We start from the raw sequence: 20,596 nt of genomic DNA, 5'->3' as shown, positions 1-20,596 counted from the left end.
AGCTTGTATTTGAGAGTATGGTCTGCACCAGCCGCTCGTGGCGACTCACCGACTACCTCTCCCAAGCCGTTGGAATCGCAGGCTCTGGATCTTCCCGAGGCTTCGCTGATCGAGCATGGCCGCTCCGGCTTACCGACGTGAAGCAGTGCCGCCGAGCAAATCGGCGAGGCCTTCGGCAGACCTCAGGTTCGATCCTTCCGGACCACCCAGCGGCCTCGCCTTCGACCAGTGGCTTGCATTGTTCAGGTTCCGGAGGCTGATGCGATCGTAAGCGCCGATGGCGCATCGGTGCACTAGCTTCCGTGGGAGCGACGACGGGCCATGCGAGGTCGAGGTCGTGGTTCTCATTGAGAGGCGTGCGACATGAACGCGAGGAACGGCATGAGGCCGGTGCACCCGGGCGAAATCCTGCGCGAGGAACTCGAAGAACTCGGGCTGTCGGCCAACGCGCTGTCCAAGGCGCTCGGCGTGCCGGTCAACCGGGTAACCATGATCCTTAACGGCCAGCGCGGCGTGAGCGCTGATACGGCGTTGCGGTTGGCCAGATACTTCGGGACGACGCCGCAACTCTGGTTGAACCTTCAGAAGACCTGGGAGCTTCGCCGGACGGAGATCGAGGCGGGTCGCGAGATCGCCGAGCAAGTCACGCCGCGGCATGCGGTGGTGTAGAGAAGGCGCCGAACCGGAAGGCATGCCCCACACCCGCGCGGTCACTCACCAGGGCGAGGACGAAGTGGACCAGCCAGGCACCGGAAGCCCGCACCCCATCGGCCTGTTGGGCCTCGGCGTCTACCTGCCCGAGCGCGTCATGACGAACGACGAATGGACGGAGTACGTCGACACCTCGGACGAATGGATCGTGACGCGCACAGGTATACACACGCGCCGAATTGCAGGGGATGAAGAGAGTACGGCCGATCTGGCGCTGGCCGCCGCCCGGGCAGCTCTGGCCGACGGCGCCTTCGAGCCTGCCGATATCGACGAGATCATCGTTGCGACCGACACGCCCGAGGTCTTCATCCCCGATACGGCGGCGTACGTCCAGACTCGTCTCGGCGTCGGCCACATCCCGTGCTACGACCTGGGCGGCAGCGGCTGCGCGGGGTTCGTGCTGGCACTGGACATCGCCCGCTCCCGGGCCCTCGCGGACGGCCGCCGGGTGCTCGTGATCGGCGTGGAGCTCCTCACCCGGCTCATGGACTGGGAGGACCGCAACACCTGTGTACTCTTCGGCGACGCGGCAGGCGCGGCGGTCGTCGGACCGGACCCGGGCGCGGTCGAAATCGTGGCCGCTACGGCGGGAACGGACGGCAGCAAGAGTGACATTCTCGGGGTGGAGGCGGGCGGCACGCGCCTGCCCACCACCGTCGAGCGGGTGGAGCAAGGGCTCCACAAACATGTCGTCATGCGGGGACGGGAGGTATTCCGCGAGGCCGTCAGCCGCATGAGCGCGGCGTCCCACCAGGTGCTGGAGAAGGCCGGCGTCTCCATCGACGACGTAGCGCTCGTCGTGCCGCATCAGGCCAACCTGCGGATCCTGGATGCGGTCAAGAAACGGCTGAACCTCCCCGATGAACGGGTCTTCGTCAACGTCCACGAGTATGGCAACACGGGCTCGGCGTCCGTGCCCCTGGCCTTGTGGGAGGCCCGGGATCAGGGGCGGATCAAGCCCGGTGACCTGGTCCTGCTTACCGCATTTGGCGCCGGGTTCCATTGGGCGGCGGCACTGCTGCGCTTCTAGGCAGCCCGCGGACAGAATCCTGCCGGCCAGCTCATGATGCCAGGAGAAGTCTACGAATTCACGATCGTGACCAATGCGCCGTGACGACACTCGGACCCAACTTGATGACGAACGGTTGAGATTGCGGCGGACCGTAGAGTTACAGCCGCTCAGGCTCCGAGGATGTCCTTCCCGGTGACGGGGCCGATACCTTTGCAACCAGCATGTCAGGGTCCATCTTGAACACACCATCTCGGGTCACGGCCCCCTTCCTGGAAAGGATGATCGCCTTGGAGGTCGTTCGTCACGCCCCGGCCGACTTGTACCTCGATCCCGAAAACCCGCGGCTCGCGGGCGAGCCGTTTTCTGTCGACGACCAGGAAGGCATCCTCCGCTGGCTCTGGCGCAACAAGTCGGTCAACGAGTTGGTGGATTCCATCCTCGCGAACGGTTTTTGGGATCATGAGGAACTATTCGCGACCGAGGAGCGGGACCGTTGGGTTGTAGTCGAGGGCAACCGGCGGCTCGCGGCCGTCAAGATCCTCTCGGATCCCGGCCTTCGGGAGCAACTTGGGATCCACCTCGCCGAGAAGCCGTCCGAGGACGTTCTCGAATCAATCCGACGACTCCCCGTGATCCATGCGACGAGGAGGGAACTGTGGAGTTTCGTCGGATTCAAACATGTTAACGGACCGCAGGTTTGGGACTCCATCGCCAAGGCAGAGTATGTGTTCCGCGTACGGCGTGACTTCGGTCTGAGTCTCGCCGAAATCGCGTCCAGGATCGGCGATCGTCACGAGACCGTGGCGCGCCTGTACCGAGGATACGTCGTCCTTCGGCAGGCGCAGAACGAGTTCGAGTTCGATACGACCGACACCCAGCACAGACGATTTCCGTTTTCCCACCTTTGGACCGCGTTGGGCTACGTCTCCATCCGAGATTACCTGGGAGTTGACCCCACGGCGCTTGAGCGCGAGAACCCCGTACCCCCCGATCGACTGCGGAGATTGCAGCACCTCATGGCATGGCTCTTCGGGAGCCAGTCTCAGAACATCGAGGCAAGGGTTCGTCGCCAGAACCCGGACCTTCGTCACCTTGCGCGCGCCCTTGAGGTTCGGAAAGGCGTGGACTTGCTGGAGAGCGGAAGCTCGCTTTCCGTGGCGCTGGACGCTTCGCTAGGCGACGCCCACCTGTTCCGTACCGCGCTCACGCGGGCCGAGACAAGCGCCCGGGAAGCCATGCGGTTCGTTTCGACCGGGTTCACGGGCGAGGAGGACCTGGTCGAGACAGGAGATAGCCTCCTTCGACAAGCGAAGTCACTCAAGGCCCTCATGACGCCCGGCGAGCCTTGAACGTAGACTCAAGCTTGGCGGTCGAGGACAACGCCGACCGTCTGGAGTGGGTCTGCGCGGCCGCCTCTGCCGGCTACCTGGCGTGGGCCGACGTGATCCGGCAACTCCGGCTCACCACTTCCGAGGATGAAGCGGTCGCGACCTACGCGGAGCCTGGTGAGGAAGTGCCGGAGGCGGGGTGGCGAGACATCGAGCCCTTCGAGATGCTTCTCGACGAGTGGGTGGAAGTTCTCTCTCACCGGGATCGGGCTTGCGGGCCGGGTGACGCATATCCTTTTGAAATCGCGCAGCAGGGGCTTCAGCTTCGTGACGGGCCTTCCGCCGCATATCTGTTCCAACTCCTCGTGTCCGTCGGCATCACGGACAACCACGAGGATGGAACCACCGTCTACAAGCTGTTCGAGGAATTGAGTGCGGCGGCGGCCGGCCGGTATCTCGGTGACAGCAGGACGGTCGTAATATTCGGATCGCCCCGGCAGGACCTCCCGGCGGGTTTCCGTGACGCCGTCACGCACCTGGTCGCCCTTCTGCGCGAGGGAAAAGCTTGCGGTGATCGGGAGGGCTTGAATCAGTCCAAGGATGATGATCTCGACGTTGTGGCGTGGAGGGATTTCCCCGATCGGAGACCCTCGAAGCTGATACTGTTTGGCCAGTGCGCGGTCGGTCGGCGATGGAAGAAGAAGGCGCACGAACTGCGGCCCAAGAGCTGGTGCAAGAGGAATATCGCCGGAACGATCGCCGTGGATCCGATTCCGGCTTTCTTCGTGCCAAGAGCTTTGTCGAAAAAGGACGCGGAGGATGCGGGGGTCGATCAACTCCTGCTCGACCGTTGCCGCATCTCCTCACTGTGTTCGCGAACGTTGGATGATCAGCTTGAACGGCGTCTACAAGACTGGATCGAAACCTCCCTGAGGTTGGGGCTCCATGGGGACTGCTAGCCCTCTCCGTTATCCGGGCGGGAAGTCGGCGATGGCGGGGCTCTTCAATCGCGTGCGGGTCGCCAATCGATTGCGAGACCGAGATTTCGCGGAGCCGTACGCGGGTGGAGCCGGGGCCGCGCTGACTCTGTTGTTCCGCGAGGAGGCGCCCGCAATCCACATCAACGATATCGATGAGGCTGTTTCGGACATCTGGTGGGCGGTTCTGGAGCAGACCGACCAGTTCTCCGAGATGATCCACACGGTACCGCTCACCGTGGACGAGTGGCACCGTCAGCGTGCGATCTATCGCGATCCGGGGTCGGCGTCACGGCTGGAACGGGCGTTCGCCGCGTTCTATCTGAACCGCTGCAATCGCTCCGGAATCATCCGCAACGGGGGTCTGATCGGCGGAATCAAGCAAACCGGGAAATGGCGTCTCGATGCCCGGTTCAACCGGAAGGGGCTCGTGGAGCGGTGCCAACGAGTCGCCCGGCACGGCGCGCGGATCCGTTTGTCCGCGCAGGACGGGATCGACTTCGTTCAGAGACTCGCGAGCGACGGCGTGTTCTTCTTCATCGATCCGCCGTACTTCGGGAAGGGGCCGACGTTGTACCTGAATGCCCTCGATCCGCCGTATCACGCGGCGCTCGCCGAGGTCCTTCGGGGGACAAGTGACAGCCCGTGGGTCCTGACGTACGATGACTGCCCGGAGGTGCGAGCGCTCTACGAGGAGTGGGCGACGGTCAGGTCGTATTCTCTCCGCTACTCGGCCTCCAGCCGTCGGCGCGGAGGGGAACTCTTGATCGCTCCACGTTGGATGATCCTACCCACGGAGACGGGCTCGGCGTCGATTCGCTGGCATTCGGCTTAGGCTTCCGGCCGACGCGTTCCCGCGCCCAATTCCTTCACGCTCCTTCCCGAAACAGCATGCCGGCGATCTCACGGTGGCTCCGGCCCAGGCCGTACTTCAGCCGGAGTACATCTCGAGCCATGCGCATGTAGTCGACGGAGGCCGAGGGCCTGCTGCCCCGCAACCCCACCTGGATGAAGTTCCTGCCGAAGATGTGGCCGTCATCGACGAGCCGGCGCACCGGCTGGGCGTGCGATATCGGGTGGCCGTGCCGGGCGTCCCCCGCATCGTAGTGCGCGTCGAAATGGATGACGCCGACGTTCTCCTTGCCGTACACATCCGCGAGTCCCGCCACGTTGGCGAACTCGATCGAGTGGTCTCCCCCGATGATCACGGGGATGGCGCCGGTCTCCGCGATCTCGCGCACCATGCGGCGGATCGGCGGCATGATGCGCTCCACGCTCAGGTTGTCGATGGGCGCGTTGCCGAAATCGACCGCCGTGAGTTCGCTTCGCCACTGCACCATCGTCTCCATGCTGCCCACGCTGCGCCGCATGGCGCGGAGCGCGGTCGGCCCCTCGCCCGCCCCGCGGAACCCCACCCCCATGTCGACCGGAGTCTCGGTGGTCACCCGTGGTAGGGTCTAGTGTACGGGTCCGGGACCCTCTTAACCCAAGAGCCCCGAGGACGAAAAGGCCCCGGGGCTCCTATCTCAGCGTCTTGCTGCGCCCGAAGGTTCTGTGCAGTAGAGGACGACCTGAGACGTACACATGAAGTGTCGTCAGGCCCCACCCATAACGCAACTTGTGGAGTTGCCATGCTATCCATCGGAGGCCTTCGACGAGCTCTTTCAGCGGAGCGGTTGAGCGCTACCGCCTTGCCTGAGGACACCGGTTGAGAGGGCGATGATGGTCCGGGCCGATAATCGGCAGGTGTGTCTCCACGGCCTCGGAGTTATCGTACTTCCGGGCTGGATCCGTGGCCGATGGGACAAGCGATGGACACGCGCACCGAGGAACAGCGTCGGCGGATCATGCAGGCCGTCAAAAGCCGCGACACGGGGCCCGAGATGGTCGTCCGTCGGCTACTTCACAGCCTGGGCTACAGGTATCGGCTCCATCGGAAGGATCTGCCGGGAAAGCCCGATGTCGCTTTTCTGTCCCGGCGGAAGGCGATCTTCGTTCACGGGTGCTTCTGGCACGGCCACGGCTGCCCGAAGGGGCGTCTGCCGAAGTCGCGCCTCGACTACTGGGAGCCGAAGCTCAACGGAAACAAGGAACGAGATAGGCGAAAAGAGGAGGAGTTGCGTTCGATGGGGTGGGGTGTGCTGGTGATATGGCAATGCGAGACGGCCGATCTCGGGGTATTGGCCCGACGCCTACACGGCTTTCTCGGCGGCCGACCGGCTCGCCTGGCATCCACCGCGGGTCACGTCAGCCCCGCATCGGGCGCCGCCGACGCAAGAGTTTCAGAGCCGTGAGACCCATCGGGATCGACCTCTTTGCGGGGGCCGGTGGGCTGAGCCTTGGCTTCGAGCAGGCCGGTTTCGACGTGGCGGCGGCCATCGAGGTCGATCCGGTCCACTGCGCCGTCCACGAATTCAACTTCCCTCGCACGGCCACCATCCCCCATCCGATCGAGACCCTGTCCGGCGCCGATATCCTGGAGTCCGCCGGTATCGCCGGGCGCCGGGTCGACTGCGTGTTCGGCGGCGCCCCCTGCCAGGGGTTCTCCCTCATCGGTCAGCGTGCCCTCGACGATCCTCGCAACGGGCTCGTGCGCGACTTCGTTCGCATCATCGCGGAGATCGAACCCCGAACCTTCGTTTTCGAGAACGTCAAGGGATTGACGATCGGCCGGCACCGCGAGTTTCTCGACGAGCTGATCGAGGAATTCTCTCGGATCGGATACGTCGTGCGCGAACCTTGGCGCGTTCTCAATGCCGGACACTTCGGCACGCCTCAGAGTCGCGAACGCCTGATCCTGCTCGGTGCCCGAGAGGGCGATGCCTTGGCCGATTATCCGGAGCCCACAACCGAGATCCCCAGCCCGCAGCAGCGCATCGTGGGCTTGCCGGAGGGGCCGACCTGCTCGGACGCGCTGCGAGACCTCCCGGACGTTGACGGGATCGAGGATCTGACGCGTTCGGATGCGACGGACGCCGCCGTTTACGGCGAGCCGTCGGAGTATGCGGCTCAGTTGCGGTGCCTGTCCGACGACGCCTGGCATTTCGGCTATGTGCGCGAGTGGGATCCTTCGGTTCTTACGTCGAGCGCTCGTACCGGGCATACGGAGATCTCGCGGCGGCGTTTCCGCGAGACGGCGCCCGGTACCGTGGAGCCCATCAGCAGGTTTTTCAGGCTGTCGGAGTTCGGGGTCTCCAATACACTGCGCGCGGGTACCGATGGAGCACGCGGGGCTTTCACCAGCCCTCGTCCTATCCACTACCTCCATGATCGCTGCGTAACCGTGCGGGAGATGGCCCGGTTACACGGGTTCCCGGACTGGTTCCGATTCAATGCCACCAAATGGCACGGCGGCCGGCAGATCGGGAACTCGGTCCCGCCCCCGCTTGCGAGGGCGATCGCCGGCGAGGTCATCCGAGCGCTCGGCGCGACTCCGGTTCGACCGAAAGCCGCGACCTCCCTCGGAGATCCCGCGCTTCTGTCGTTCGATCTCTCGAGTGCCGCCAGGTACTTCGGAGTCGAACCGCCTCCGAGCCGCCGCGACAGGAAGAGCGGTGCGAGGAAGCGCAAGCAGATCGACATCGAACGCGAGCGGCTGGGCAGGCAAGCGGCGCGTGTCTGAGACGTTGAACAGGTACCAGGCCGTGATCGAGAAGGTGTTTTTCGGTCACTACGCGCAGGGACTGACCGAGTTCGAGTTCCAGCGGGAAGAGCTTGAAGACGCAGTTGCCGCTCTCGGCGTCGCTCGCGTCAAGAATCTTGGCGACATCGCGTATTCCTTTCGTTACCGAAACCCCTTGCCCGACAGCATTCTCGAAACGCAGCCCGAAGGGCACGAATGGATCATCGAAGGGGCCGGGAAGGGCCGGTACAGGTTCAAGCTGGTTACGATGTCGAGCCGTATCCTGCCGCGGGAAGATCTCGTCGTCATCGACATACCGGATGCAACGCCGGAGCTGATCCGGGCGTACCAGCTCGATGACGAGCAGGCGCTGCTCGCGATGGTCCGCTACAACCGCCTGATCGACACGTTTCTCGGCCTTACAGCCTATAGCCTGCAGAACCACCTTCGGACGACGGTCAAGGACCTGGGACAGATCGAAATCGACGAACTCTACATCGGCATCGACAAGCTCGGCTGCCATTACGTGATCCCCGTTCAAGCGAAGGGCGAAGAAGCTATCGCCCGTAACCAAAACCAAGTGCCTTCGGTCTCGGCTCGCCGCTCCTCACAGAATGCGTGTACGGGCCACATGGAAGGCAGTGGGGCGGGCATTAAGCCGATTCGTGCCTACCGTCGCCGCGTCGACAGGGGGTCCAGATCGAGCGGGTCGCTCTCGACGTATTCGCGGGCGGTCAGGTCATCCAGAGTCTGAACCACGCCATCCACACGGACGAAGCGCCCGGATGTTGACTGCGCCTGGGGCAAAGCCGTCAGCCTGGATCGGCATCGCGAGACTGCAGCGACACTTTGACCGGACATGATGGACAAATTACAATACGATCCTGTCCGGTAGTCGCAGGTGGAGGAGGTGCAGACCATGACGAGGAAGCGTAACCAGCACGTTGTCCCTACGAAGGATGGATGGGCAGTCAGGCCCGCGGGCAGCCCGAGAGCAACGAAGGTGTTCGACACGCAACGGGAAGCGATCGAGCGGGGGCGCGAGATCGCAAGGAATCAACGGTCCGAGCTGTTGATCCATGGACGCGATGGGAGGATTCGGGAGAAGAACACATATGACCGGGACCCCTACCCGCCCCCGGGATGAGGCTGTCAGCGGATGAGTGAGGCGAGGCCGTTCGGCCACATCGCTTTCTGCGGGACGGTGAAGGATTACTTGCCGGACGCCGGGTGTCGCGCTTTGGCGAGACAGCTGTCTGCCGCCGCTCAGGCTGGGCCGTCTCCGAGCCTGGTCGTGGCTCTGGCGAGTGAGCTGATGGGCCGGGACCGGCTCAGGCTACCGAACTGGGTGGATACGGACACACGCTACCTGGTGGTGCTGGACGTGCCGGAGCAGGCGGTCCTTCGTCTCGCCTCGAGGCTTCGACTCCACAAGCCGGACCGGCGGCTGCAAGTGTGCCGGGACCCTTCCGTTGTGAAGCGTCTGGTCATCGCGCTCCAGCGACCGGCCCCGTGGGAGGGCATCCTCGACGCATATGTGCTCAGAGACTCCCTGGTGGTGGTCCTTGGGGACATGAGCGTATGGGAGTTCCCGGTCGGAAGGCTTCCCCAAGTCAGACGGTTTGAGCCGACCGCGGTCGGCCGGTTCGTGATCGATTCATCCGGTTCCTACCTGCATTGGCCCGACCGGGATGTGCACATGGGTCCGTCTCAGATGTTGCAGGCCGTGGATCCCATGCATCTGGCCGATGTGGAAATCCGCCGGTATGAGATGGAGAACGTGTCGCGGGCCCTCCTTGACATGAGGCATGACCGGCAACTGAAGCAGACGGAGATCCCGGGGCTGTCGGAGAGGCATGTCCGGCGGTTGGAAAGAGAGGAAGTCCGTCTCACCGTCGAGGCGGCGGACAAGTTTGCGCGTGCGCTCGAACTGACGCTGTCGGAGTTCCTGGACGAGCTGAGTGAGCGGATAACGGCTCTGCGGGGGACTGTAGGGCCGAAGCGGCCACGAGAGCAGGTGGACGAGCGGAGGAATGCAGTTCTAACTGGTTCGTGATCCGTCCCTTCACCCTTAGGTATGGTTCCGCTGTACTGAAATAGCCGGAAAGCGACATCAATGGGACGGATCGCCTACGTGGCGTCGCCGAATGCACCCCGGGCCGCGGCGGGCCGGCCGGTCGGAATCAGGGTGAGCGGGAGGATCCTCCTATCGCCCCCAGGGAAAGGATCCTCCGCGCCAGTTCGGTCTGCCCCGTGATCCCCAGCTTGCGATAGCTGTGCTTCAAGTGCACCCGTACCGTACCCTCCGCCACGCCCAGCGCCCGCGAAATCTCGGCCACCGTCCGGCCGGCGGCCAGCGCCACCGCCACGCGGCTCTCCGCGGGCGTCAGGCCCAGCGCCGCAGCCGCTAACGCCGGATCTATGCGGGATCGGCTCGCCGGGTCGACGATCAGCACCAGCGCGCCGACCTTCCAGGCCCGATAATCCGTGCGCATTCCGCCCACGGGATGAATCTTGAGGACGAGCGGCGTTCCAGCCCCCGGGCGCGTGATCTTCATCGAGCCTCCGGCGCCCTGTGTGCCGTACAGGGGCAGGACGGCCGCCAGCAGACGCTGTAGCTCAACGTCTTCCGCCGGTACCTCGGCGGTCAGCGAACCCTTCTTGTCGCGGAGCCCATCGCCTCTCAGCAGGAGAGCCCGGGCCTGGTCGTTCGCCTCCAGGATCCGTCCGCGACGGTCCAGTTGAATGATCCCCGACTGCCTGTTCTCGAGCAGTTCGGCAAGCGACGCACCCAGCGCCTCGGCGTCGGCCATCAGGCGCCGGACGCGCACGAAGTGGCGTATGTGGGGCGCGAGACGTCTGATGTCCCGGATCTGATCGTATCCCCAGCCTCCGGGTTGAGCGGAATCGGAAACGGACCATAGGATCCCGCATCCGTCCAGTCCATCGAGCAACATGAAGAGGCCGTCCTGCGACCTGGTGACGCGCCGAAAGTCGTTGTATGCGGGCGAGGTCTTCTTCTCTTCGTCGGTGTAGAAATCCGCCTGGTGGGCCAGCTCGCCTGGAGGAAGCGTGCGGAGACGCGGCATCGCCTCATCCCGTCCCCAATAGCGGTCGAAATACAGGTCCTCCCAGTCCTTCCGACGCTGCCGGCCGGAGAAGCATCGTGCCAGGAAGACCTCGGGTTCGCCCTTCCGACGCGGATCGCCGTAACCCAGGCTGTGGCCGCTCGTCCGGGTCAGGTCGTCGACGGCGGCGGCCGCCGAGACCCACTTGGCATCGGCCAGTGCCGCGCTGTACAGCAACGCCAACGTCCGCTCGAACCTGTCCTGCGGGGTCATGTTGTTCCTGCTGCCAGCTTTGGTGTGCCTGCCCAAGAGATCGTGGCCTCATCCATGTGATAACACCAAGCAGGCAAGCGCCAGCGTTCTACCCCAAATAAGGTAGTCAGCAGGCGAAGGTATGACCGGGCGGACTTCCGCTCCGCCGCCGGCTGCCGTCAAGGCCGCATCCGTAGGTCGGAATTACCCCATTTGAGCAATTGCGGGCCTTCGGCGTCTCGCTGAGCCTTAAGACCGTGATCGATACGGGAGTTCGTACTCGGCGTGGGCAGACGACAGTGCCTTGCCTCGGAGGTGACATAGTTCGTGTGAACCGGGCGTGGATCACTACGGTGGCGCTGTTCTCGCTGATGGCGGAGCCGGCACACGCACAGCGTCTCTTCGAGATGGAGGGAATCGAGTTGCGCGGCAGCGCGCGCGTCCTGCAGTACGGGGCCGGGACGTGCAACGTCCTGGAGCACGTGGAGACCGCAACCGAGTACGAGCGCAGGAAGGCGAACCACGGCCAACCCGTCGATGTGTGGCAACTGGATCTCTCCGTCTACAACGGGTCCGGCAAGCCGTTGGATCATCTGATTGCGAGATACGGGATCGCGGCCGAGAGCCCGCCGTGCACGAACTGGACCTCGCCCGAGGCCGGGCAAATCCCCGGCCACATCGATTGGGGGGACTGGTACGGCACCATACAGCGTAGCGGCAGCGGCGACCCGACCGCGCCGGGCGAAACGCTGGCGAGGACCGTGTACCTGCTCGTGTTCCGCGAGCATCAGCCACGCTTCGACACCTGGAGCGTCGACTACAACTTTGCGGCCGCTGCGCCCGCCGTTGGAGCCGAGAATCCGGCGGCCGCCGGTGGCGCGGCCGCCCGCTCCCAGCCGGGCAATGAGCGGCTCGAGCAGCCTGACTCGCCGGCTGGCGGAGCGCCGAGTACCCCCGCGCCTCCCTTGGTTGGCCTCGAGACGTGCACAGGCCAACCCGTGGGTTCTACGTGCTGGATGGAAGTGAGCAACCAGCCCGGGTGCCATCTCTGGAACCCGAGTCTCCACGCGGGTGCCACGGTCACATGGATTGGCGAGTGTTCCGATGGCTACGCTCAAGGCACAGGAACGACTCATTGGCGCTACGACGGTGGATTGCAGACCGGGGACGGGTCCTTCCTTGACGGCAAGCAACACGGAACTTGGGTCGTCCACTACGCGGACGGGGATGTGCCTCAAGGTCTCTTCGTTAGCGGTCAGTTGACGGGCATCTGGACATCGTGGTTTTCGAACGGAAACGTCAAGGAATCTCCGTACGTGAACGACGAGCGGAATGGGAGAGCAATCGAGTGCGCGCGTGACCCCGGCGACGTCATCGCATGGGTCACCTCGTACATTGACGGTGAGGAGAGTGTTGTCGAGACGATCGGTCCCCGCGACCCGGATGCGCCGACCATAAGAGCCCGATGCTCAGCCCTCCAGAGCAAACCAAGGCCCAGGCCGTGAGGGCGGCCCGCCGACTCGCTCGTCAACGTCTTCACCGGGATCCTCGAACCGCCCTTCCCAAGGGCTCGCTCGGCCGGAACGGGTTGCTGGCCGTGACCCGGTCTCGCCTCGTCGCTTGGTCCCGCAGCCCTCGGGGATCTTCCCCCTTCGCGTTCGCAGCCCCCGCACGGATCAGCCAAGCTGCTGGGCTTGCCGCCGATTTCTGTCGCGCGGTCGCCCCCGTCCGTTCCACTCCCGCTCTCAGGAGACGTCCATGAAGACACCTCGGTGACCAACCAATCTTTCGTGGGCGATCATTCCCTCCCTCGGCCTTAGCCGCGTCCGCAATCCGCCGCCGAAACGCTCATCGATGGAGTTACCCCGAGTTGGTGGACACCTTTGAGCGTTGGTCACAACGAGGAGGTGTCGCATGTCGGGACGGAGATACGCGCCGGAGTACAAGGCGCGGATGGTGGATCTGGTCCGTGCGGGGCAGAGCGCGGACCAGTTGGCTCGCGAGTTCGAGCCCTCGGCGACGGCGATCCGGCGCTGGGTGGAACAGGCCGATCTGGACGAGGGGCGTCGCACCAACGGTCTGACGACGGCTGAGCGCAAGGAAGTCCGGGAACTGAAGCGCGAACTGCGCCGTGTGAAGATCGAGCGCGACATATTGGCAAAAGCCACGGCCTGGTTCGCCAAGGAGAGCGGATCGATCCCCCGAGGGGGTTCCGGTTCGTGAGCGATCACCAGGCCGCCTATCCGGTGCGCGTGATGTGCCGCCTGCTGGGACTCTCCCCGAGCGGGTACTACGCGTGGCGGACGCGGGAGCCGTCGGAGCGGGCGCGTGCGAACGCGGCGCTCACCGGGGAGATCCTTGAGATTCACGCCATGAGCGACGGAACGTACGGGGCGCCGCGGATCCACGCCGAGCTGAGGGCCCGGGGCCGCGAGGCGGGCGTGAACCGGGTCGCCCGGCTGATGCGGGCGGCCGGGGTCGAGGGCGTGAGCCGGCGCCGCAAGGGCAGTACGACGAAGCGGGCCGCGAAGTCCAGGCCCGCGCCGGATCTCGTGGACCGAGACTTCTCGGCCTCCGGACCGGACGAACTCTGGGTGGCCGACATCACGTACGTGCCCACCTGGGCGGGCTTCCTCTATCTGGCCGTCGTGCTCGACGCCTGGAGCCGCCGCATCGTGGGCTGGTCGATGGCGACGCACCTGAGGACGTCCCTGGTGCTGGACGCCTTCGACATGGCGCTGGCGCGGCGGCGCCCCGAGGAGGTGATCCACCACAGCGACCAAGGCGGCCAGTACACGTCCCACGCCTTCGGCGGCCGCTGCCGGAGGGCCGGGGTCAGGCCCTCGATGGGCTCGGTGGGCGACGCCTACGACAACGCCATGTGCGAGTCGTTCTTCGCCACGCTGGAGTGTGAACTCATCTGGCGGCGCTCGTTCCGGACGCCCGGCGAGGCCCGCCGGGAGGTGTTCCGGTTCATCGAGGGCTGGTACAATCCGCGCCGGCGGCACTCGAGCCTCGGCTACGAGTCGCCCGCCAGCTTCGAGGCGCGCGAGAAAGGGGAGGCGGCGTGACCCCCGGGCCGCGTCCCTCTCCCACGGTCCGCCACGCCTTCGGCGCGGCGACCGCTCTTCTCTCCCGCGAGGTGGCGAGAAAGGAGGAAACCACCACTTTCACCTGTCCACTGAAACGGGGTAAGCCCACGAACCTATTGAAGAACGACCTGTAGAAGGAGAAGATTGAGGTGGTCTTACTTCGTTGGACAGTCCGAGGGCAAAGTTAAGGTGGATTCCGAGTGGTTGTGAGAGCCCTCGGGAGCCTTCTCCGTGTGTTCTCTCGGGGTGGATGCTCCACCCATGGGTCCTCCCCCGGCAGGGGAGGGACAGGTTCCAAAATGAACCCCGGCCGGCGGGAGGGGAACCCGGTCGGCGACGGGGGCTTGGCCGCGGGCGGAACGAGGTGCGCGGCATGGGGAGATCCCAGGCTTCTCCCGCGCCCCGCTGCTGCTTTGCGAAGGCGACCGTCGGCGCACGCCGAGATCCGCCGTTCACACCGCCCCCGTGCCGTTGCGGTAGGCCTCGCCCGGCGTCCGTCCGCCGAGGGACGAATGCGGACGCACCTCGTTGTAGAAGTCGAACCACGAGCCGATGATCCGTTCGGCGTCCAGCCCGTCGCGGAGTTCGTGAAGGTACACCGCCTCGTACTTCAGCGACCGCCACAGCCGCTCGATGAAGATGTTGTCGAGGAAGCGGCCCCGGCCGTCCATCGAGAATGCCACGCCCGCGCCCAGCACCCGGTCGGCGAACGCCTCGCTGGTGAACTGGGCGCCTTGATCCGTGTTCAGGATCTCCGGAGCCCTCCAGCCCAGCGCGTGGTCCAGGGCTTCGACGCAGAACGACGCGTCCATCGTGTTCGACAGCCGCCACGCGAGCACGTGCCGGGTCGCCCAGTCCATCACGGCCACGAGGTAGAAAAAGCCTTGCGTCACCGGAACATAGGTGATGTCCGCGCACCACACGTGGTCCGCCCGCGAGATCGTGAGGCCGCGCAGCAGATAGGGGAAGACCCGGTGCTCCGGACCCGCCACGCTAGTGCGCGGCCGCCGGTAGGTTGCCTCCACCCCCATCAGGCGCATGAGCCGCCGGATCCGGTGCCGGCCCGCGGCAACGCCCTCGCGACGCAGATGCCGCACCAGCTGCCGGCTTCCGTAGAACGGATACGCCATGTGCAGCTCGTCAATGCGACGCATGAGCGCCAGGTTCTCCGCGCTCTCCCCCCTCGGCCGGTAGTACAGCGACGACCGGCTCACGCCCACCAGCGCGCACTGCCTCGAAAGACTCAGCGGTCCGTCCCGCTCGATCATCCGCCCCCGCTCCGCCCGGCTCAGCGCTTGAGCCCGCGCCGAAAAAAATCCCGCTCGACCGTGAGCTCCCCGATCTTGGCGTGCAGCTCCCGGACCTTCGCCTCGTGCTCCTTGGCGAGCTTGCGGCCCGCGCCCCCGGCGAACACCTCCGGCAGCCCCTCGAGCAGCTGCCGCTTCCATGTGCTCACCTGGTTCGGATGAAGCTCGTGCCGCCTCGCGATCGCCTGCACGCTGTCGTGCTCGCGCAGCGCCTCCAGCGCCACCCGCGCCTTGAACTCCGGCGTGAACCGCCGTCTCTTCCCAGCCATCTCGGTGCCTCCTGTTCCGTCCTGGAATCCACCTTAACGACCTGTCCAAAAAACTGGGACCACCTCAGATAATGGATAAGTCAGACTTGACACCTGACCAACAAGCCGCATTGGCCCAAGTGGTTTATGACGCTTTGGAAATGTTGCCAGACTCACGTTCCCATTCGCTGGGACTGCTCGCTGAGGTCGTCCAAGGTCGAATTCATGACAGGCGCAGGGAGTTTAGGCTCTGGCTTATTGGGATCATGGTTGCCCTAGCCAGCGGATTCTTGGCGTTATGGAATGCGCTAAACGACGACTTAGCTGAACTAAGCCAAGAGATCGACAACGTAGAAGTAGGCGTGAAGAGAAGTGTGCCAGCACCAGACACCGTGATCTTATCCCGTGCTCGGGCAGTTCCAACGACGAGTACGGGCAACCTAGGAACAATCCCTAAGGCCACGCATGAACTGCCAGAGGGCTCAAGTATACGCTTCCGAATCGAAGATGCAAACGGACTGTATAGCATCAAAGCCGACGGCAAAGACGATTTCGATCCGTACATCGACTTGTACAGCATCGATAATCAAATTCAGACACACATCGGATCTGATGACGATAGTGGAGGCGAACTAAGTGCTGAGATCAGGCGCCGCTTGGATCCACAAGAGATCTACGAATTGGAGGTGTGGGAGTTCTTCGGAAAAGGTGGAGAAGTTACAGTCTCTGTGACGTTAATCAGCGAGGGACCAGGTAGTTCTGAGAATCCGTAATCATGGACTGTTGTCAACCATGTTGGCAGACATCGATGTTGGAACGGGACGACGGTGCATTCCCATCCGGCGCACGTTAGCTGACGGGGGGATCGTCGCGCGCGACCTCGGCATCTGCGTCTGGAGCGGCGGCGGCAAGCACATTCGGTGGGACGACGCTTTGGACGACAGCCCCCTCGTGAGCGTCCTCGCGGAGTCTGCCCGACCGGACAAGGCGCGACTGATTGCGACAGCAGTCGAGAGGCCCACGATGGCCGGCGTGATCCTTGTACGGGCGGAGGTGCCATGACGGGTGCCAGCCAACGACGGGTCGCGGGTTGACGGGGGATTCGTTGTGCTGGCTGGAGCGGCAGAGTGTTTTCCGGCTGGAGGGGACGGCGCCCAGGTTCGGGAGGATCTGTAACGGGGCCGCGGCTACCGGAGAACGCGGCAGCGGGCCGCGAATCAGACCAGAGGAGTCGAAGCGATGACTCGAGAGCGAAGTTGGGCCGGAGCGGCGTTGGGCGCCGCGGTGCTGGTCCTTAGCCCGTGGGCGGGGTGGGGCGACGTCACGGCGCAAAACGAAGAAAACCACGCGGCGGCCGCCGAGCGCATCGCCCGCGTGCTTCTCGGCATTCGAGCGGAATACGGTTTTCCGGACGACGGGGGCGCGTGGGGACTGGTCGTCGGCCGGTTCGCGAAGGGCGACGAGAAGGCCTTGGACTTCAGCGCCAGAGTAGGCGAGGCCTATGTCATCGTTGGCATCGGCCTCGACGACGCGGATGTCGATATCAGGCTGTTTGGTCCCGACGGCGAACTCATTAAGGAAGATGTCTTGGATGATCACGTCCCAGTAGTGAGCTTCACCGCCGAGACCCGGGGCACGTACAGAGCAGTCATGTCTGCAGCCGCCGTCAGCGGCGGAAGCTCGTACGGCGGGATGGCGGTCCTCCGACCTCCCGTGGAGGGCAGCGGCCGCGGGGAACCTGAGGTGACCCCGATAGGAACCGCAGACGCTCCGTGGCGTCAAGATCATCGTGGTCACCGGTCCGTAGCCAGATAGCGAGTGCACTATGGCCATCGCGACAAAGGGGTTTCCGAGGCGGCCAACCGTTCGCTACAGCGACTTGCGGCCCGAACTGAGATCTGGAGACCTGCTCCTGTGCTCAGGTACAGGCATGTTCTCCCGCATGATTCAGGCGGCCTCCGATAGCGTCTGGAGTCACGTCGCTTTCGTGATGCGGCTGGACGCCATTGATCGTGTGATGGTGCTGGAGAGTCTCGAGCCGATCGGAGTGCGTACCGTCCCGCTACGGAAATATGTGGAGGACTACGACAGCCGCGGTAGTCCGTATCCCGGTCGATTGGCGGTGGCTCGGCACGACGAGTTCGAGAAGAAAGCGAACGGCCGTGCGCTGCGTAGGCTCGGAAAGTTCGGCGTGGACTTGTTCGGATATCCGTACGACAGGAGCGAAGTGGCGAGAATCGCCGCTCGCATCGTGGCGTCCAAACTGAGGTCTCCCCGTCTATCCGTCCGGGCCGTCAGGAGAGATCGTGAGTACATCTGCTCCGAATACGTATGGGAATGCTACAAGAGCCTCGGCATCAGCATCGATTACGACCGACGAGGGTTCATCGCCCCTGCTGATTTCGCCAAGGCGAAAGGCGTGCGACTCAGAGCCGTGGTGGGGCTCGGGTGATGATCGTCGAGATCGGCCGGACGTCGAGCTCCGACCGTCACGTATGGCCAGCGCAACCGGATCCAATGCCACGAGGGAGGGAGGTACGGTTGTGGTAGGGTATCGCACAGACCGTATCCGCACCTTCGGAGCGATGTGGCTGGCGGCGGTGCTTGGGGTCCAGGCCTGCGGGGGTGACGCCACGGAGCCGAGACCCACGCCCGAAGTGCCCCGGCCGACGACCGTGACCGTGACGCCGGCTACGGCGGCGTTGACGGCTTTCGGCGAGACCGTCCGGCTGCGGGCTGCGGTGCGCGACCAGAACGGACAGGCGATGCCGGGCGCCTCGGTCACCTGGTCGAGTGACAGCGCCTCGGTCGCCACGGTGGATGCGTCGGGTCTCGTCACGGCGACCGGGAACGGGACGGCGACGGTCACGGCAGCCGTGGCGGAAGCCCGCGCGAGTGCGGCAATCACAGTCCAGCAGCGGGTTGCAGAGGTAACGGTCTCGCCGGCGGCGGACACGCTCGTCGCTCTGGAAGACACGCTACGACTGTCGGCGACAGCGATCGACGCGAACCAGCATCGGGTACCGGATGTCACTCTCACGTGGGAATCGAATGACACAGCGATTGCGAGCGTCGACTCCGTCGGTGTTGTGCGGGCCGCCGGCGTGGGGAGCGCCACCATCACGGCGATCGTGAATTCCGTGCCGGGCACAGCTCAGGTGACGATTCCCGGCCCCGCCCCGTTCGATCCGACGCCTCCGCCCTCGGATCCGACACCGGTATCGCCGGACGAGGAGGCGTGCAGGGGCTGGGAGGAGTGGTTCGTGGGAGACTACCGCTACTCCAACAATGTCTGGAACAGACAGAACACGACGGATTACGAACAGTGTATTATGAAGCGGACACTTCCCGGGTCGGGCGGGAAGGAGGAGTACGGTTGGCGATGGCGATGGCCGATAAGGGAGGGCCGTGTGAAGGGCTACCCGGAAGTAGTCTACGGCCGCAAGCCTTGGAGTCGCATCTCTACCACCTCGGAGATGCCGAGGCAGATCGGCGCCGTTGAGCGTCTGGAAGTCGACTACGAGGCGTATCTCGCGGCTGAGGGACGATACAATCTGTCGTTCGACTTCTGGATCACTCGAGACAACCCACCCAGCGAATCAGGCATCTCGCACGAGGTAATGATCTGGATGGACCACGATTCCAGACCTGCCCCGCCGCAGTTCTATGTCGGACCCGTGAGACTCGACGGCGCCCTGTGGGACTTGTACGTCTGGCCGGATCGAGTTTGGCACGACTCCGCGGGAGGGGTGAGATACGTCGCCGATTTCATCGCATTCCTGAGGCACGAGGATCAGTACATCGGTTCAGTCAACGTACTGACCTTCTTCCACTACCTGGTGGACAAGGGATATGTGCCGGCCCACCACTATTTTACGGCCATAGAGCTGGGTAATGAGGCGAGGAGTGGCACCGGTAAACTCTGGCTGAAGAAATTCGAGGTCCACCAACGCTGATCGACGCATCCAGATAGGAAGCACCCGACCATGTGGCCGACACAAGCCGTCGATCCGCCGGCACGACGCTCCTTGCAGACCCATCGTGCAGTCGGACCATGACTCCACGCTATCGCGGAACCTGGCGGGTTGGCTTCTGTGGCGATGGACCGGCCCACCCGTGAGTCTCCGCGTCAAGCGCTGTGAGGCTCGCCGGGCGTAGAAGCCTGACCTCCGAGGCCACGTCCGTCGAGCGCTCGCCGACCTTGCGAGGCGGCTACCGGCGTCTAACCCTGAGGGAAGGACCATCGACGGGCAGGCGCGGGCGACCATCGTGGCTCCTGCGTGGCTCCTGCGCGACAACAGCCGACCTCCTCACCGCCGGCACCGTCAACCGCGCCCACGCCGGTGGCCCCGTTCGGTTCGAGCGGCGCGTGCACGCCCCGGTTCCTGGTGTACACGGTCGCTCTTCGCGTCGTAGAGCTCGTCGGGCGGGAGGGGCTTACGCGCAATCTGGGCCGCTTCACCGAGCGGGGTCAGCGCCGGGACGAGGCGCGTGCGCCCTCTACCAAGGGCTGCATGTGCTTCCCGAAACCGCTGGTCCGCCAACATCTCGAACGAGGTCGTACCCTCACGGGCATCGAGCAGAGCCGCACGCGTGCTGCGTGCTGTGCCACGGTCGGCATCCCGGACAACATCCAGCACACGCATGAGCCGCTGGTGGTTGGTGGCGTTCAACGGCTTCCCGCTGGCCCAGAAGTGGACGCTGCGGCGCGATACCCCGAACAGCCCGGCGAGCTGCTCCCAAGTCAGGCCGGAGATTCGACGCAGCTCCGAGACGGCCTTACGGGTGGCCTCAGTCTCGATCTCCATCTGTGTCGTCACCGCGTTGCGGCCTGGTCCGCCAGCGGTCGTATCCTGTATGTACGGTGCACGCCAGATTGTCGTAGGCTCTGCGGATGACGTGTCGGCGATTCGCACCTGAGATGCTCGGGGATCATTCAATTCCTCAGTCACCCGTGGTAGGGTCTGGTGTTCGGGTCC

The 20,596-nt window shown here is 64.5% G+C and carries 20 protein-coding genes; 16 read left to right on the top strand and 4 right to left on the bottom strand.

The window, feature by feature from the left end; all coding sequences use genetic code 11:
- Window positions 1-381: 381 nt before the first annotated feature.
- The 5 genes from ACOQPP_RS12740 to ACOQPP_RS12720 all read left to right on the top strand — a co-directional run bounded on the left by ACOQPP_RS12740 (window position 382) and on the right by ACOQPP_RS12720 (window position 4,863).
- Window positions 382-669 (top strand): HigA family addiction module antitoxin, encoded by a 288-nt coding sequence (locus ACOQPP_RS12740; RefSeq protein ID WP_419166127.1) that lies wholly within the window; start codon window positions 382-384, stop codon window positions 667-669.
- Window positions 670-691: 22 nt separating this feature from the next.
- Window positions 692-1,741 carry a 3-oxoacyl-ACP synthase III family protein gene (locus ACOQPP_RS12735; RefSeq protein ID WP_420636690.1) on the top strand — a complete coding sequence of 350 codons (1,050 nt, stop codon included), beginning with the start codon at window positions 692-694 and terminating at the stop codon, window positions 1,739-1,741.
- Window positions 1,742-2,001: 260 nt separating this feature from the next.
- Window positions 2,002-3,072 carry a hypothetical protein gene (locus ACOQPP_RS12730; protein ID WP_420636689.1) on the top strand — a complete coding sequence of 357 codons (1,071 nt, stop codon included), beginning with the start codon at window positions 2,002-2,004 and terminating at the stop codon, window positions 3,070-3,072.
- Window positions 3,073-3,086: 14 nt separating this feature from the next.
- Entirely contained in the window at window positions 3,087-4,010 is a 924-nt protein-coding gene (locus ACOQPP_RS12725; protein WP_420636688.1) for a hypothetical protein, read from the top strand.
- On the top strand, window positions 3,997-4,863 hold the full coding sequence (locus tag ACOQPP_RS12720; protein WP_419166135.1) for a DNA adenine methylase: 867 nt from the start codon (window positions 3,997-3,999) through the stop codon (window positions 4,861-4,863). The genes ACOQPP_RS12725 and ACOQPP_RS12720 overlap by 14 nt, the downstream gene beginning before the upstream one ends.
- A gap of 34 nt (window positions 4,864-4,897) precedes the next feature.
- Here ACOQPP_RS12720 and ACOQPP_RS12715 read toward each other — a convergent pair whose 3' ends face one another.
- Entirely contained in the window at window positions 4,898-5,473 is a 576-nt protein-coding gene (locus ACOQPP_RS12715) for an arginase family protein (protein WP_420636687.1), read from the bottom strand.
- Window positions 5,474-5,839: 366 nt separating this feature from the next.
- On the opposite strand from ACOQPP_RS12715, the gene ACOQPP_RS12710 reads away from it, so the two are divergent.
- The 5 genes from ACOQPP_RS12710 (at window position 5,840) to ACOQPP_RS12690 (ending at window position 9,706) form a co-directional block, all read left to right on the top strand.
- A complete protein-coding gene (locus ACOQPP_RS12710) occupies window positions 5,840-6,322 on the top strand; it encodes a very short patch repair endonuclease (protein ID WP_420636686.1) in 483 nt (160 codons plus the stop codon).
- Entirely contained in the window at window positions 6,319-7,650 is a 1,332-nt protein-coding gene (locus ACOQPP_RS12705) for a DNA cytosine methyltransferase (protein ID WP_420636685.1), read from the top strand. The genes ACOQPP_RS12710 and ACOQPP_RS12705 overlap by 4 nt, the downstream gene beginning before the upstream one ends.
- Before the next feature lie 22 nt (window positions 7,651-7,672).
- Complete coding sequence (locus ACOQPP_RS12700) at window positions 7,673-8,404, top strand: endonuclease (protein ID WP_420636684.1); 732 nt, start codon at window positions 7,673-7,675, stop codon at window positions 8,402-8,404.
- A gap of 165 nt (window positions 8,405-8,569) precedes the next feature.
- A complete protein-coding gene (locus tag ACOQPP_RS12695; RefSeq protein ID WP_420636683.1) occupies window positions 8,570-8,797 on the top strand; it encodes a DUF2188 domain-containing protein in 228 nt (75 codons plus the stop codon).
- A 147-nt stretch (window positions 8,798-8,944) separates the two neighbouring features.
- A complete protein-coding gene (locus tag ACOQPP_RS12690; RefSeq protein ID WP_420636682.1) occupies window positions 8,945-9,706 on the top strand; it encodes a hypothetical protein in 762 nt (253 codons plus the stop codon).
- A gap of 127 nt (window positions 9,707-9,833) precedes the next feature.
- Here ACOQPP_RS12690 and ACOQPP_RS12685 read toward each other — a convergent pair whose 3' ends face one another.
- On the bottom strand, window positions 9,834-10,991 hold the full coding sequence (locus ACOQPP_RS12685; protein WP_420636681.1) for a helix-turn-helix transcriptional regulator: 1,158 nt from the start codon (window positions 10,989-10,991) through the stop codon (window positions 9,834-9,836).
- A 308-nt stretch (window positions 10,992-11,299) separates the two neighbouring features.
- On the opposite strand from ACOQPP_RS12685, the gene ACOQPP_RS12680 reads away from it, so the two are divergent.
- Window positions 11,300-12,475, top strand: coding sequence for a toxin-antitoxin system YwqK family antitoxin (locus ACOQPP_RS12680; RefSeq protein ID WP_420636680.1), 1,176 nt, complete (start codon window positions 11,300-11,302; stop codon window positions 12,473-12,475).
- Between the two features lie 409 nt (window positions 12,476-12,884).
- A protein-coding gene (locus tag ACOQPP_RS12675) for an IS3 family transposase (protein WP_420636121.1) occupies window positions 12,885-14,041 on the top strand; the annotation gives its coding sequence in 2 pieces (ribosomal slippage) (window positions 12,885-13,134 and window positions 13,134-14,041; 1,158 coding nt in all).
- 473 nt (window positions 14,042-14,514) lie between these two features.
- Here the strand turns inward: ACOQPP_RS12675 and ACOQPP_RS12670 are convergent.
- A protein-coding gene (locus tag ACOQPP_RS12670; RefSeq protein ID WP_420635870.1) for an IS3 family transposase occupies window positions 14,515-15,638 on the bottom strand; the annotation gives its coding sequence in 2 pieces (ribosomal slippage) (window positions 14,515-15,362 and window positions 15,362-15,638; 1,125 coding nt in all).
- An 86-nt stretch (window positions 15,639-15,724) separates the two neighbouring features.
- Here ACOQPP_RS12670 and ACOQPP_RS12665 point away from each other — a divergent pair.
- The 4 genes from ACOQPP_RS12665 to ACOQPP_RS12650 all read left to right on the top strand — a co-directional run bounded on the left by ACOQPP_RS12665 (window position 15,725) and on the right by ACOQPP_RS12650 (window position 19,573).
- Complete coding sequence (locus tag ACOQPP_RS12665; protein ID WP_420636679.1) at window positions 15,725-16,390, top strand: hypothetical protein; 666 nt, start codon at window positions 15,725-15,727, stop codon at window positions 16,388-16,390.
- A 499-nt stretch (window positions 16,391-16,889) separates the two neighbouring features.
- Entirely contained in the window at window positions 16,890-17,432 is a 543-nt protein-coding gene (locus tag ACOQPP_RS12660; protein WP_420636678.1) for a hypothetical protein, read from the top strand.
- Between the two features lie 10 nt (window positions 17,433-17,442).
- Entirely contained in the window at window positions 17,443-18,069 is a 627-nt protein-coding gene (locus ACOQPP_RS12655; RefSeq protein ID WP_420636677.1) for a YiiX/YebB-like N1pC/P60 family cysteine hydrolase, read from the top strand.
- A 223-nt stretch (window positions 18,070-18,292) separates the two neighbouring features.
- The gene (locus ACOQPP_RS12650; RefSeq protein ID WP_420636676.1) at window positions 18,293-19,573 is read left to right on the top strand and encodes an Ig-like domain-containing protein; all 1,281 of its coding nucleotides are present in this window, start codon (window positions 18,293-18,295) and stop codon (window positions 19,571-19,573) included.
- A gap of 369 nt (window positions 19,574-19,942) precedes the next feature.
- Here ACOQPP_RS12650 and ACOQPP_RS12645 read toward each other — a convergent pair whose 3' ends face one another.
- Window positions 19,943-20,533, bottom strand: coding sequence for an XRE family transcriptional regulator (locus ACOQPP_RS12645; protein ID WP_420636675.1), 591 nt, complete (start codon window positions 20,531-20,533; stop codon window positions 19,943-19,945).
- Window positions 20,534-20,596 lie beyond the last annotated feature (63 nt).

The sequence above is a fragment of the Candidatus Palauibacter sp. genome, from assembly GCF_965222475.1.
GTDB lineage: Bacteria > Gemmatimonadota > Gemmatimonadetes > Palauibacterales > Palauibacteraceae > Palauibacter.
This window is presented reverse-complemented; position numbering and strand designations above follow the sequence as displayed.

Excerpts from the sequence above, each read along its gene's own strand:
- ACOQPP_RS12740 (WP_419166127.1), top strand. The coding sequence starts at position 382 with ATGAGGCCGGTGCACCCGGGCGAAATCCTGCGCGAGGAACTCGAAGAA.
- ACOQPP_RS12735 (WP_420636690.1), top strand. The coding sequence starts at position 692 with ATGCCCCACACCCGCGCGGTCACTCACCAGGGCGAGGACGAAGTGGAC.
- ACOQPP_RS12730 (WP_420636689.1), top strand. The coding sequence starts at position 2,002 with ATGATCGCCTTGGAGGTCGTTCGTCACGCCCCGGCCGACTTGTACCTC.
- ACOQPP_RS12720 (WP_419166135.1), top strand. The coding sequence starts at position 3,997 with ATGGGGACTGCTAGCCCTCTCCGTTATCCGGGCGGGAAGTCGGCGATG.
- ACOQPP_RS12710 (WP_420636686.1), top strand. The coding sequence starts at position 5,840 with ATGGACACGCGCACCGAGGAACAGCGTCGGCGGATCATGCAGGCCGTC.
- ACOQPP_RS12695 (WP_420636683.1), top strand. The coding sequence starts at position 8,570 with ATGACGAGGAAGCGTAACCAGCACGTTGTCCCTACGAAGGATGGATGG.
- ACOQPP_RS12685 (WP_420636681.1), bottom strand. The coding sequence starts at position 10,991 with ATGACCCCGCAGGACAGGTTCGAGCGGACGTTGGCGTTGCTGTACAGC.
- ACOQPP_RS12655 (WP_420636677.1), top strand. The coding sequence starts at position 17,443 with ATGGCCATCGCGACAAAGGGGTTTCCGAGGCGGCCAACCGTTCGCTAC.